The organism is Parapedobacter sp., assembly GCF_053550995.1.
The window spans coordinates 1-14,113 of record NZ_JBMQOC010000126.1; the positions used below are offsets into that span (position 1 = coordinate 1).

At 48.8% G+C, this 14,113-nt stretch carries 14 protein-coding genes; 13 read left to right on the forward strand and 1 reads right to left on the reverse strand.

What is annotated here, in order from left to right; all coding sequences use genetic code 11:
* From ACO1NT_RS17285 to ACO1NT_RS17335, 11 genes are all read left to right on the forward strand, one after another.
* The coding region (locus ACO1NT_RS17285) for a cytochrome c oxidase subunit II (RefSeq protein WP_449049991.1) at positions 1-1,178 on the forward strand (1,178 nt) is incomplete at its 5' end.
* Positions 1,179-1,211: 33 nt separating this feature from the next.
* Entirely contained in the window at positions 1,212-3,104 is a 1,893-nt protein-coding gene (locus ACO1NT_RS17290; RefSeq protein ID WP_449049992.1) for a cytochrome c oxidase subunit I, read from the forward strand.
* A 6-nt stretch (positions 3,105-3,110) separates the two neighbouring features.
* Complete coding sequence (locus tag ACO1NT_RS17295) at positions 3,111-4,172, forward strand: COX15/CtaA family protein (protein WP_449049993.1); 1,062 nt, start codon at positions 3,111-3,113, stop codon at positions 4,170-4,172.
* Between the two features lie 93 nt (positions 4,173-4,265).
* Entirely contained in the window at positions 4,266-5,180 is a 915-nt protein-coding gene (gene cyoE / locus ACO1NT_RS17300) for a heme o synthase (protein WP_449050052.1), read from the forward strand.
* A complete protein-coding gene (locus ACO1NT_RS17305; RefSeq protein WP_449049994.1) occupies positions 5,177-5,767 on the forward strand; it encodes a cytochrome c oxidase subunit 3 in 591 nt (196 codons plus the stop codon). Before cyoE ends, ACO1NT_RS17305 begins: the two co-directional genes overlap by 4 nt.
* A 9-nt stretch (positions 5,768-5,776) precedes the next feature.
* Positions 5,777-6,505 (forward strand): cytochrome c oxidase subunit 3, encoded by a 729-nt coding sequence (locus tag ACO1NT_RS17310; protein ID WP_449049995.1) that lies wholly within the window; start codon positions 5,777-5,779, stop codon positions 6,503-6,505.
* A 24-nt stretch (positions 6,506-6,529) separates the two neighbouring features.
* On the forward strand, positions 6,530-6,907 hold the full coding sequence (locus ACO1NT_RS17315; RefSeq protein ID WP_449049996.1) for a cytochrome C oxidase subunit IV family protein: 378 nt from the start codon (positions 6,530-6,532) through the stop codon (positions 6,905-6,907).
* Complete coding sequence (locus ACO1NT_RS17320; RefSeq protein ID WP_449049997.1) at positions 6,904-7,614, forward strand: SCO family protein; 711 nt, start codon at positions 6,904-6,906, stop codon at positions 7,612-7,614. The genes ACO1NT_RS17315 and ACO1NT_RS17320 overlap by 4 nt, the downstream gene beginning before the upstream one ends.
* Positions 7,615-7,637: 23 nt before the next feature.
* A complete protein-coding gene (locus ACO1NT_RS17325) occupies positions 7,638-8,174 on the forward strand; it encodes a DUF420 domain-containing protein (RefSeq protein WP_449049998.1) in 537 nt (178 codons plus the stop codon).
* Positions 8,175-8,190: 16 nt separating this feature from the next.
* Positions 8,191-8,646 carry an ABC transporter ATPase gene (locus ACO1NT_RS17330; protein ID WP_449049999.1) on the forward strand — a complete coding sequence of 152 codons (456 nt, stop codon included), beginning with the start codon at positions 8,191-8,193 and terminating at the stop codon, positions 8,644-8,646.
* A gap of 135 nt (positions 8,647-8,781) precedes the next feature.
* A complete protein-coding gene (locus ACO1NT_RS17335) occupies positions 8,782-8,934 on the forward strand; it encodes a hypothetical protein (protein WP_449050000.1) in 153 nt (50 codons plus the stop codon).
* A 157-nt stretch (positions 8,935-9,091) separates the two neighbouring features.
* Here the strand turns inward: ACO1NT_RS17335 and mtgA are convergent, their stop codons facing one another.
* Positions 9,092-9,826, reverse strand: coding sequence for a monofunctional biosynthetic peptidoglycan transglycosylase (gene mtgA / locus ACO1NT_RS17340; RefSeq protein ID WP_449050001.1), 735 nt, complete (start codon positions 9,824-9,826; stop codon positions 9,092-9,094).
* An 84-nt stretch (positions 9,827-9,910) separates the two neighbouring features.
* Between mtgA and mutS the strand changes: the two genes are divergently transcribed.
* Positions 9,911-12,520 (forward strand): DNA mismatch repair protein MutS, encoded by a 2,610-nt coding sequence (gene mutS, locus ACO1NT_RS17345; RefSeq protein ID WP_449050002.1) that lies wholly within the window; start codon positions 9,911-9,913, stop codon positions 12,518-12,520.
* Between the two features lie 248 nt (positions 12,521-12,768).
* Positions 12,769-14,070: a Gfo/Idh/MocA family oxidoreductase gene (locus tag ACO1NT_RS17350; protein WP_449050003.1), complete on the forward strand. Its 1,302-nt coding sequence runs from the start codon at positions 12,769-12,771 to the stop codon at positions 14,068-14,070.
* The last annotated feature ends 43 nt before the right edge of the window (positions 14,071-14,113 follow it).

Genomic DNA, 14,113 nt, shown 5'->3' on the forward strand with positions numbered 1-14,113 from the left:
CGGTTGATACATCAGCGGCGGTCGCCGATACCGCGGCGGCGGCACCTTCAACATCTGCAGGCGGCTCCGCGGCTGTCGCAGCGGCGGAAGAGACCGGTTCCAATATCGACCCTCAAGTGTACATGAATTTCTTTTATGGCATTTTGTTGGTACTCCTGATTTGCGTGTTGGTTGGTGTGATTGGTAAAATCATCCAAGTGTATGAATTGACCCGACGAATCAACGGGAAGGATACAACCTATTATGCGCGCAATTTCAACGCCAAATTATTTATCATTGCACTTATATTGGGCTTATATGGCGTCTATTGGTCATACGCACATCATGGAGCCCAGTCTTTCCGGGCTGCGGTAACGGAGCACGGAGCACGTATCGATACGATGTTTATTATTACCACGGTAATAATTACCGTGGTATTGGTCGTCATGCATATAGCCATGTTCTCTTTTGCTTATATTTACCGTGCCCGGCCCAAGCGAAAGGCTTACTTTTATCCCCACAACAATACGCTGGAGAAAATATGGACCATTGTGCCAGCGGTAACATTGACAATCCTCGTGCTTTTCGGTTTTTTCACTTGGCGATCGATTACCAATGTTTCTGAGGAAGACCAAAAGGAGGCAATCCTTATCGAGGTGGTTGGTGAACAGTTTGCTTGGACAGTGCGCTATCCGGGTCGTGATGGCAAAATTGGCGAGCGGGACTACCGACTTACGACGCCGCTAAATGGCTTGGGTATTGATTTCAATGATAAGAACAGTTGGGATGATCAATTGGGAAGTGAAATCGTCATTCCTGTGAATAAGCCCGTTCGTTTCCAGATTGGGTCAAAGGATATCTTGCATAGTTTCTTTATTCCAGATTTCCGGGTGCAGATGAACGCCGTGCCGGGCATGAAGACTTATTTTCAGTTTACAGCGACGATGACTACCGAAGAGATGCGCGATAAGATGGGCGATTATAATTACGACTTCGTGATGTTATGCAATAAGATATGTGGTGGTGGCCATTACAACATGCAGAAGAAAGTAAGGGTGGTTACTGAAGAAGAATATCAGGCTTGGCTGAATGAGCAGCCGTATTTCTTTACCGAAGATTTGCGGAAAGAGTTTCAATTGTCTCAGGCCGATAAGGATAAGGATGAGGAAGATGCCAACTTATTGGCTCAAACGAACTAAGGATCGAGGGAATAACGTATTTAATACACAGATATGTCAAATATAGTAAGCGCAGATGCACATGGTCTAGAACACCACGCTGAACATGGGCATCACCATGAATCGTTTTGGACTAAATATGTATTTAGTCAGGACCACAAAATGATTGCGAAGCAATTTCTGATTACTGGGATCATCATGGCCGTTTTTGCCATGATTCTATCCATATTGTTTAGGCTCCAATTGGCTTGGCCCGACAAAGAATTCCCTATTTTGGAAGTATTTTTGGGTAGTAAATGGGCCGAAGGTGGTCGTATCAACCCGGAATTTTTCTTGGCGTTGGTGACGATACATGGTACCATTATGGTATTCTTCGTGCTCACAGCTGGACTCAGTGGCACTTTCAGTAATCTGCTGATTCCCTATCAATTGGGCGCAAGGGATATGGCATCCCCCTTTATGAATATGCTTTCGTATTGGTTCTTCTTTGGGGCCTGCGTGGTGATGATATCGTCGTTCTTTGTCGAGAGTGGGCCAGCGAGTGCTGGGTGGACGGTTTATCCACCGCTTTCAGCGGTACCGAAAGCCATCAGCGGCTCCGGCCTCGGGATGACCTTGTGGTTGGTTAGCATGGTGATGTTTATCATATCGCAGGTGCTCGGTGGAACCAACTATATCAGTACGATATTGAATTTGCGTACGAAGGGGATGGATTTATGGAAAATGCCGTTAACCATTTGGGCATTTTTTCTCACGGCGATTGTTGGATTACTTTCATTCCCCGTATTGGTTTCTGCCGTTGTGTTGCTTTTCTTCGATCGTAGCGTTGGTACAAGCTTTTACTTATCGGATCTGGTTATTCAAGGGCAGATCCTGCCCAATGAGGGTGGTAGCCCTATCTTATTCCAGCACCTGTTCTGGTTTTTAGGCCACCCGGAAGTGTATATTGTGTTAATGCCAGCGCTCGGTCTCACATCGGAAGTAATTTCAACAAATTCCCGTAAACCGATCTTTGGTTACCATGCAATGGTTTACTCGTTGGTGGGTATTACAGTATTGTCATTCATCGTTTGGGGACACCATATGTTCGTGACGGGTATGAACCCTTTCCTAGGCGGTGTGTTTATGATTACCACTTTGATTATTGCGGTACCTTCGGCAGTTAAGTCGTTCAATTACCTTGCTACCTTATGGCGGGGGAATATTCGCTTTACACCTGCCATGCTATTCGCGATAGGGATGGTATCGTTTTTCATTTCGGGTGGTTTAACGGGCTTGTATGTGGGTAACTCTGCGTTAGATATCAATTTACATGATACTTATTTTGTCGTCGCCCACTTCCACCTCGTGATGGGTTCAGCGTCAATCTTCGGTATGTTATGTGGCGTTTACCATTGGTATCCTAAGATGTTTGGACGGATGATGAACGAAAAGCTTGGATATCTTCATTTTTGGCTCACGTTTGTAGGGGCTTATTTCGTGTTTTTCCCCATGCACTTTATGGGGATTGATGGTGTGCCGCGTAGGTATTATGCGTTCACTGAGTTTCCGTTTATGGAGAAATGGATGTCTGTAAACGTATTCATCACCTGGTCGGCGATTATCGCTGGCTTGGGACAGATCGCATTCCTTTGGAATTTCTTCACGTCCATGAAATTTGGCAAGGTTGCGCCGCAGAATCCATGGGGCTCCAATACATTGGAATGGACAACACCAGTGAAACATATCCACGGCAATTGGCCCGGAGAAATTCCGACGGTTTATCGTTGGCCATACGATTACAGCAAGCCAGGGCATCATGAGGATTTCATTCCACAGACGGTTCCGTTCTCTGAAACGATGAGTTCAAACCTGCCCCATGATTTTGAGGGGAATCCTGAAGCTGAACGCATCCAACGGGAATGGGAGTTGGCAAACAGCCCCCAAACGGAGAAGGAAACAGAATAAGCGGACATGCTGCCACCCGCTGAACGACGGTTTTTAAGGGTTAACAAGATAGCGATTGTTTCGATATTCCTGGTAATTCTGGCCGGCGGTATCGTTCGGAGCACGGGTTCGGGAATGGGTTGTCCAGACTGGCCAAAATGTTTTGATCGGTTGGTACCGCCTACGGATGAGTCGCAATTACCACCCGGATTTGAGGAAAAATACATTGCGGGGCGGAAGGCGAAGAATGAACGTTTTGCGAACATGTTGGAACGGTTCGGCAATAAGGAGCTGGCTGACCGTATCAGGCACGACGAGAGTATCTTGCAACATGAGGAGTTCAACGCGGCGAAAACATGGACAGAATATGTCAATCGATTGGTGGGAGCGATTACCGGGATCTTGGTGCTGCTTACCGCGATATGCTCCATTACGTTCTTTAAAACAAAGCGATCCATTTTCGTTTGGAGTGTGATCAATGTACTCGTTCTTGGTTATCAGGCCTGGTTGGGATCGATTGTCGTATCCACCAACTTGATGCCTTGGATTATTACGGTACACATGCTATTGGCACTTGTCATTTTAGGCATTAGTATCTACACCTATTTCAAGGTTAGATCAGTGCGCGACAAAGATCTGCTGATCAATCACACTTCTCGTTGGATTAAGCCGCTTGCGGTTTTTTCCCTATTGATCATTGTATTGCAGGTGGCCATTGGCACGGGGGTGCGGGAAGAGATTGATATGATAGCATCATCGGACAGTTGGCCCGACAGGGGCGGGTGGCTGGAGCAGGTCAGCCAAGTGTTTGAGCTCCATCGTAGCTTGGCTTGGGTGTCGAGTATTGCCATCATTGCACTGTTCTTTGTGGTGCGTTCGCGGTTTGCCGCCAACACCCACCAAAGCAGGTTTACCAATCTGTTGCTCTTACTGCTCGGATTGCAGTTAGTGAGCGCATTGGTACTAGCTTATTTTGGCATGCCCGCGTACGCACAAACTGTCCATTTGATGGTGGCTTGTTTGTTGTTCGGCACACAGTATTATTTGGTACTATTGTTAAGTACGGTGTCGCGAAAGAACATTTTATAGTTTGAAGGAGAGTGAATGAATATATCGGATAATGACATGCAAGCCAAAAAGCACGGAGGGAATGTCGTTGTACATAAGCAACATCGGGGAGCGATGCTCGCAGAAGTGATGCAGTTCGTAGACGACCTGAAGAAATTGGTCAAAATGCGACTGACCATGACGGTGGTGTTTTCTGCATCCATCGCATTCCTGATTGGCAGTAAACAGCAAGGTGATATCAATTGGATCAACTGGTTGATATTGACGTTGGGTGGCTTTCTGGTTACCGGTTCGGCAAATGGCTTCAACGAGATTATCGAGCGCGATTTGGACAAGCTGATGAAACGTACGGCAGATAGGCCGATTCCGGCCGGGAGGATGACGACGGGCCAAGCGCTGGTGTTGAGTCTTCTAATGGGGATTGCAGGGACATACACATTGGTGACGCTCAATTTCATGGCTGGCGTCCTGTCGGTTTTTTCCATCATCCTTTATGCTTTTATCTATACGCCATTGAAGCGGAAGTCGCCAATTGCCGTATTTGTCGGAGCTTTCCCTGGGGCGCTTCCACCACTGATTGGTTACTATGCAGCGTTCAGTCAGAATGATCTGGCTGCATATAGCCAAACCAACGCCGCGGCGATAGTCGTCATCCCCTTAGTTTTGTTCGCCATTCAATTCGTATGGCAGTTCCCCCACTTCTGGGGCATTGCATGGGTACTGGACGATGATTATAAGCGAGCAGGCTTTCGGTTGTTGCCGACCACGCGGCGCGACAAAGTGTCGGCATTCATGGTCCTATTCTCGACTTTGTTGATGATTCCCGTGAGTTTACTTCCCTACTATTTCGGGTTCGGAGGTTTGACGGTCTCACTGGTGTCGTTGGCAGGAGCCCTGCTGTTCAGTTGGTACGGCTTTAAGCTATTCATAAAATGCGATTTGGCTTCGGCCCGAAAGGTGATGTTTACGTCCTTTTTCTATTTGCCGGTCATCCAATTGGTATTACTGTTTGATTTTGTAGCGTTATGATAGCCATGGTACACTATACCCAAAATAAGGAAGATCTAGCACAGCAGAAAGCGAAAAAATTCAACCTTTGGCTAGGCATGATTGGCATGTTTATGATGTTTGCCGCGCTCTCGAGTGGTTTTATCGTATATACAGCCGGGGGATTGGACCGGGGCATCAAAACGATATTGCCCCAAGCATTTGTTTACAGTACGCTATTGATTGTTGTAAGTAGTGTGACGATGCAGCTTGCCTATGTGGCTGCCAAGAAGACCCGTTTTGCTCAACAGAAATTACTGCTTGCGGCAACACTTCTTTTGGGGATTGGCTTTTTTGTTGTCCAAGTGTATGCTTGGGGTGTATTGACAAGTAGAGGGGTTGTGTTTGTAAATAACAATGCATCACAATCGTTCATTTACATTTTTACCGGTATGCACCTCGCACACATTCTTGCGGGAGTCATCGTGTTGGCTCGTGCATTGGTGGGACGTATCCGAGGGGTCAATCAAGTGAATAATGTCTTTCGGATGGATCTAGCCACCCTATTCTGGCATTTTCTAGGCTTTTTGTGGATTTATATTTATGTTTTTTTACTTTTGAACCAATAATACTGAACAATGAGTACAACTGTAACGGAATTAGATAAGGTAAAAACCGGACGATGGAACGGTGGTAGATCGCCTTTCAATGTGGAGTACGGCAAGATCATGATGTGGTTTTTCCTTACGTCCGATGCATTTACGTTTTCCGCTTTTTTGATCTACTATGGCTCGCAACGGTTCGCCCACATGACGTGGCCCGATCCGGATAAGGTGTTCCAGTCTATCCCATTTATAGCAGACTATGGTTACCCGTTGGTGTTTGTGGGGATCATGACGTTTATTCTCATTATGAGTTCGGTAACGATGGTACTGGCGGTAGAGGCCGGTCACCGCAACTCGAAAAAGGAAGTTGTCGGTTGGATGATTGCCACCATCATCGGCGGTTTGATGTTTATCGGCTGCCAAGCCTTGGAGTGGAGTCACTTGCATCACCAAGGTTTCTGGTGGGGCAGTATCCCATTCCAGGAAGGCGTTTCGCCGGATGTCACCTTAGCGCCATATTTTACGAAAGACATTTCCGAGGTGTCCGCACAGCAATTTGCAAACCTCTTTTTTACCATCACCGGTTTCCACGGTTTCCACGTTTCCATTGGCATCCTGTTGAACATCATTATTCTCGGTATGACATTGGCCAACACGTTCCAACGCCGGGGTAGTTACCTGATGGTTGAGAAAGTTGGGCTTTATTGGCACTTTGTGGATTTGGTATGGGTATTTGTATTTACATTCTTTTATTTGGTATAAACAGTTAAAGCAGTTATTGAAATTATGGCTACTCAAGAACATACAGTAGAACACGCCGAGGGGCAGCACCACGAAGGCATGACCAAACGCAAGATTTGGCGGGTGTTCTTTTATCTGCTTGCACTTACGGCACTCGAGTTTTTCATTGCATTGGTGTTGGTACATGGAGGCGTGGTCGAAAAGAGCCTCGGCGTGAATATCGTGTACATTGCCCTTACATTGCTGAAAGCGTATTACATCGTGGCCTACTTCATGCACCTGAAGTTTGAGACATTTGGCTTCATTACGTCTATTGCCATTACCTTCATCTTGATCATTTACTTTATCGCACTGATGCTTACCGAGGGCGGATACCTCAATACCCATTACAATCCGTTCCCCCACTGGGCCAATCCGCAATGACAAGCACTGCGAATTCCGGCGGTATAAAGAAAATCTTAATCCTGGCAGTTATCTTGATCCTGCCAGGATTTTTATATTTTCTGCTGGAAAGAAAAGGGGAGAACCGCTATCAGAACCTGCCTATCTTCGGCGAAAAGACACTGACGGGTACATTCACCAACAGGATGGGCAAGCAAGTACCCGATACCCTATTCCACCAGATTGAACCTTTTTCGCTGACCAACCAGGACGGGCAATCTGTTTTGGTATTGGGCGACGATACAACAATCTCGGTGGTCGATTTTTTCTACACGCGCTGTTCCACTTTCTGCCGGCATATGAATGATGAGATGAACCGGGTGGCTGAGCGTTTTGCCAAGAATGATATGGTGAATTTTTATACCATCACCGTAGACACAGCTTATGATACTCCTGAAGTCCTGCGGGCCTATGCGGACACGTACCGGCCTGCAACCAAGAAATGGCAGTTCCTCACCGCTGGAGGGCATGACGTGTATGATATCGCGCGGAAGGGGTTCCTAGTCGATGCCGTGCGAGATACTACGCGCGATGCACATTTCATCCATAGTTCATCATTGATATTGGTAGATTCGAAACGGCGCATACGTGGATACTACGATGTGAATCGAAGGAAAGAAGTGGACCGCTTGATTGATGAACTTAAATTACTGTTGGTTCAGGAGATTAGGGAGTCGAGCCCATATTAGATTTACGATTTTAGATTTTTGACATGGTTGACGGAGTCGAGCGAAAATACAATAGGTGGATTATCATACTTTCTGTTGCCATCCCGGTGGTTGTGGCCATCTTGTTTGGCGTAAATTTACGGGACTTGGGGTATGAGGTAAAACCATTGACCTTTTTGCCTCCTATTTATGCCACCATCAATGGGTTGACGGCCGTACTTTTGGTAGCTGCCGTAATAGCTATAAAAAACGGGAAACGCAAGGTACACGAAACCTTGGTGAAAATATGCATCGGTTGCTCGGCAGCATTCTTACTGATGTATGTGGCCTACCACATGACGGCCGAGTCAACCCCTTACGGTGGTGAAGGTACCATCCGCTATGTGTATTTCTTTATCTTGATTACGCATATCCTGCTTTCCGTCGTTGTCATCCCGTTCGTGTTGATTACGTTTGTCCGCGGGTTGTCGGGCGACTTCGCGCGGCATCGGAAGCTCGCTAAGTACACATTTCCCCTTTGGCTGTATGTAGCGGTTTCGGGCGTGGTAGTTTATCTGATGATTTCACCGTATTACGCTTAAATAGTAACTTTGTGCGATGGAACGCATTTGGATATATCAAGCCGATCGGGAACTGACCGCCGCCGATAAAGCAAAAGTACTGGACAAATTGAAGCTTTTCACAGTCGAATGGAAGGCGCATGGCCGGCCATTGGCCGCAAAAGCGGAAGTCCGTTATGATCGCTTCATCATTCTGATGGTGGATGATGCTATTGCGCCACCGACGGGGTGTTCCATCGATAAATCCGTGTACTTGCTCAAAGAAATCGAAAAAGAAACCGGCCTGAATCTCTTCGACCGCCTGCAGATGGCTTACCGAAAGGATAATCGGATCGCAGTCGCCCAGCGCCGTGAATTTGAGCAGCTTATTGCAGAAGGGGAAGTAACCGGAGATACCATCGTGTTCAACAACCTGATCACATCGTATCCCGAATTGGAGACCCATTGGGAGGTGCCAATGAAAGAAAGCTGGCACGCGGATGTGTTTTTGTAAGGCGCGCTACGTGATAATGCGTTGCGTAATGTAGCACAATCGTTAGTGGCTCCGTTATTCGGCCCGACCCCACAGCCAATTACTATAGCCTGCGAAGACAACAGACTGCTGGTTTATACTATAAGCAACTTGCCGATGGAGGAAGCCCGGGAAATAGTGGAGGATCTGCATGTGAAAATACAGCACTACAAGGATACGGTAAGTTGTACCGCTAGCCAGCAAGCAATGGGGGTTGAGGTTGTGCATGGCCTGGGGTCTGATGAGCCGGAATATATTCTCCGATTATAACATATTGGTGTACCGATTATGGGAGGCCGCCAGCAAGGAACCCTATCCGAGGCTAGGCTAACAAAACAGCCTACGGGTGTAGTGGCATGTATAGGAGGAAAGCCCGTAATCGAATATGAAGAAGAATAGATAAGCTTAATTTTTTCCGAAAGCGTGATTACGGTGCTTCACTGTGCCCCATATACCGCACAATGGTATTGGCCTTCCGATTGATGAAGGCAGTCGGTTTTGCCGGCGACCAACGCCGTGGGTTGGGTAGCACCGCTACGATCAAGGCTGCCTGGCGCTTGGTGAGGCTTTGTGCCGACTTGCCGAAGTAATGCTGGGTAGCAGCTTCTACGCCGTATAGCCCGTCGCCGGTTTCAATCACATTAAGGTACACTTCAAGAATCCGTTTTTTGCTCCAGAATAATTCGATTAATAACGTAAAATAAGTTTCGAAGCCCTTCCTTATCCACGATCGGCGGGGCCACAGGAATACATTCTTGGCGGTTTGCTGGCTGATCGTACTTCCGCCCCGCAGCCGGCCACCTTCTTTATTGCGTTGGTAAGCGTCAGCAATGGCCTCGCGGTCGAGCCCCCAATGTTTCATAAAACGGGCATCTTCCCCAGCAATGGCTGCACGCTTCAGGTTATCCGATAGGTCGTTGTACGGTACCCATTGCTTTGTTATCTTCCATTCCTTACCGTCGGCTTTTCGTTCGATGCCGCGTTGCACCATCAGCCAAGTGATGGGCGGGTTAATGAAACGGAGCAGGATAACCCAGCAGATGGTGACGGCAAGGAAATAGAAGAGTACCCGTAACGCCCATCTCAGGTACGCGTTCCGGATGGAGGGGATAACATTGATTTTCCTTAACCGCTTTCTTTTACGTTTTCGTTTGGCTGCCATAGTCGCTGTGATGCGAATATACGAATAGAAACTTGCCAAAGCGCCTCATTAATCCTATTTTTACCGCCACTCAAAAATTGGATGGTGGCAAAGGCAGCGAAGAAAGAAACTCCATTGATGCAACAATACAACGCCATCAAGGTGAAATATCCTGGGGCGTTGTTGCTTTTCCGTGTGGGCGATTTTTACGAGACGTTCGGTGAGGACGCCATCAAGGCCGCCGGTATTCTGGGCATCGTACTCACTAAGCGCGGCAACGGAAGCGAGTCGGAAACAGCGTTGGCGGGCTTCCCCCACCATTCCCTCGAAACCTACTTGCCGAAATTGGTGCGTGCTGGCCAGCGTGTGGCCATATGCGATCAGTTGGAAGATCCAAAGACCACCAAGACCATCGTAAAGCGGGGAGTGACCGAGCTGGTAACGCCAGGTGTATCATACAACGACAATATCGTCCAACAGAAATCTAACAACTACCTGGCATCCATTTTTTTCGATAAGCAATCGGTGGGCGTATCGTTTCTCGATATCTCCACGGGCGAGTTCCTCGTGGCCCAGGGTACTCCGGCCTACATCGATAAGCTGCTCCAGGGCTTCAAGCCGACGGAAGTGATCATGGGCAAACGTCAATACAAGACGTTTGTCGAACAGTTCGGAAGTCAGTTCTATACCTATACGCTTGATGAATGGACATATTCGGGAGACTATGCTGCCGAAACCCTGCTCAAGCACTTCGACGTTAAGTCGCTCAAGGGATTTGGTGTAGACCGGTTACCGCTGGGTATTGTGGCGGCAGGGGTGGCATTGCACTACCTCAACGAAACCGAACACCGCAACCTACAGCATATTTCGACCATTTCGCGTATTGAGGAAGACCGCTATATGTGGCTCGATCGGTTCACCATCCGCAACCTCGAGTTGGTGGCCTCGGCCAATGAACAGGCCGTTACGTTGGCAGATGTAATGGACCAGACGGCTACGCCCATGGGGGCACGGCTACTGAAACGATGGATGGTAATGCCGCTCAAAGATGAAAAAGCCATTACCGAGCGGCTCGAAGTGGTCGACTACCTATACAAACATGCCGACCTCCGCGCGGAGTTGGTCCGCGAAATCAAACAAATCGGCGACCTGGAGCGGCTCATCAGTAAAATCGGTCTGCAAAAGGCCAACCCCCGGGAGGTCGTTCAATTGAAACGGGCCCTGCATGCCATAGAGGGATTGAAAACACGCATCGGTAACGTGGAAGTATCCGCACTCAACACCATTGCCGACCAGTTGAACACCTGCATGCTGATTCGCGAGCGCATCGAAACACAATTGCAGCCCGAGCCACCGGTCGCGGTGAACAAAGGGAACGTCATCGCCAATGGCGTAGACAACGAACTGGATAGGCTGCGCGAAATTGCATTCGGCGGGAAAGACTATCTACTTGCTATCCAAAAGCGCGAAGCCGAGACCACGGGCATTCCATCGTTGAAGATAGCCTTTAATAACGTTTTCGGCTATTACTTGGAGGTGACGAACGCCCATAAAGACAAGGTGCCAGCCGAATGGGTACGGAAGCAGACGCTGGTCAATGCCGAGCGGTACATTACCGAAGAGCTGAAAACGTATGAAGATCAGATACTGGGAGCTGAGGAAAAAATACAGGCGCTGGAAACCCGGTTGTATGGCGAGTTGGTTGCCGCGGTGGCCGAATACATCAAACCGATACAGCTCAATGCTCAGCTCGTGGCAAGGCTCGATGTCCTGCTCAATTTTGCGATAATCGCGGAGCGGAATCACTATGTGAAGCCCACGATCGACCTGAGCAACGCGATTGATATCAAAGGCGGCCGCCACCCGGTCATCGAACAGCACCTTCCGGTAGATGAGGATTACATTACCAACGATGTTTTCCACGATAATGATACCCAGCAAATCATAATCATCACGGGCCCCAACATGGCGGGTAAATCGGCCCTGCTGCGGCAGACGGCCCTGATCGTGCTCATGGCACAGATGGGTAGCTTCGTGCCGGCCAAGGAAGCGCGTATCGGGTTGGTCGACAAGATATTCACCCGTGTGGGCGCTTCCGATAATCTGTCTTCTGGCGAGTCGACCTTTATGGTGGAGATGAATGAGACGGCGAGCATCATGAACAACCTTTCGGCGCGTAGCCTTATATTGCTCGACGAAATTGGACGGGGTACCAGCACCTACGACGGTATATCCATCGCATGGGCCATTGCCGAATTCCTCCATGGCCACCCTACCGCGAGGGCAAAGACACTCTTCGCAACCCATTATCACGAGCTGAATGAGCTAGCCGCCTCTTTCCCACGAATCAAAAACTTTAATGTTTCGGTGAAGGAGGTAGCAAACAAAGTGATTTTCCTCCGTAAACTGGTGCCGGGTGGCAGTGAACACAGCTTCGGTATCCATGTAGCTAAACTGGCTGGGATGCCTCCCAGGTTGCTGCAACGTGCCAATGAGATCCTGAAGCGCCTTGAGCAGGAGCGTACCGGAGGCGAGCACATCAAAGACAGCATGAAGAAAATCCAGAAACAAGCCTATCAGCTGCAGATGTTTTCGATAGATGATCCCATCCTTGTAAAAATCCGGGATATGCTCAATAATCTGGATGTGAATACCCTTACGCCCGTAGAAGCCCTGATGAAGTTGGATGAGATCCAGCGGTTGCTGAAGAATTGATGTGGTACTGCTGCGGGCGAGCCGGCTGTGCAGCTGCCCACACCCTGTATGTATCTTGCACCGGTATAGGGTTGATGGCGCGAATCTTCCCAAGGATAAAAAAGACAATCAAACTTGTATTTGGAAATCACTTTCTCTAAGTTTGTATACCTCGTTTTCAATACCCATTTAGGCGTGATAGCTTAACTACTGCAATCGTTTGCCGGTGGGCGAAAATGTAGGCACATTACAGGAACAATTATAAATTAATGGATAACAAAGAGATATTCGGTTTTACGCGCCGGAGCTTCCTGAAAACAGGCGCGGTAGCAGCTGCAGGGTTTATGGTTGTGCCGCGCCACGTATTGGGTGGTAATGGTTTCGTCGCTCCGAGCGATCGCATCAACCTGGGTTATATCGGTACCGGCAAACAAGTATATACATTATTGCATAATATCGGCAAGGTGCCCGAGACGACGGTAATGGCGGCCAGCGATGTCGACCGCAAGAAGCTCGCCAAGTTCGTCGGCGAGTCGACAAAGCTCAATGCCACAAAAGTTGGCCACACGGTCGAATCGTATGCTGACTATCGAGAACTGCTCGCCCGCACGGACATTGATGCCGTGGTAGTGGCCACGCCCGACCATTGGCATGCATTGAACGTCATAGACGCCGCGAAGGCGGGAAAGGATATTTATTGCGAAAAGCCGCTGGCACTGACCATCGAAGAGGGACGTGCCATGGTGGATGCGGTAAAGAAATACAAACGGGTGCTTCAGACCGGCAGTATGCAACGTTCGCAGTATAACTTCCGGCAGGCAGCCGACTTGGTACGCAATGGCTATATCGGCACAATCAGAGAAATCAACGTGTCCGTAGGCGAGCCGGTGAAACAATGCGACCTACCGTCCATGCCCATCCCCGATTACTTAGACTGGGATAGATGGGTCGGTCCGTCGCTCTACCGGGGGTACCACCCCATCCTCTCGCCGCCCATTGAGGAAGATAAATGGGCTTGGTGGCGTGGCTACCGTGGCTTCGGTGGTGGATATATCACCGATTGGGGGGCGCATATGTTCGATATCGTGCAGTGGGCGCTGGACATGGACCATTCCGGCCCGGTGTCGTTCGTGCCGCCGGCCCGGCCCGGAGCTGTTGAAGGCCTGTACTTCACCTATGCCAACGGTGTACGCGTGAACCACAAAGCATGGGGACGTCCCAACGCTATCCAGTTTATTGGGACGGAAGGAAAAATCGAGGTGTCACGGAGTTTCCTCGATACCGAGCCTGCCGGATTGGCCCAACAGCAGATGACGCCCAGCGACAAAAAAGGCTACCACTCCGACAACCATTACCAGGATTGGGTAGATGCCATCAAGAAGCGTGGCAAGCCCGTGGCCGATGTGGAAATCGGGCACCGTACGGCATCGGTGTGCAATGCCATCAATATTGCCTACGAGCTGCAGCGGTCGCTGAAATGGAACCCGAAAAAAGAAATGTTCGATGATGTATATGCCAATATGCTCAAAGGACGCCCGTACCGCAACGGCTGGGATTATAAGAATTTTTGATAATGGATATACCGATTATTTGAAGCTGAAATATAAAGCCAAG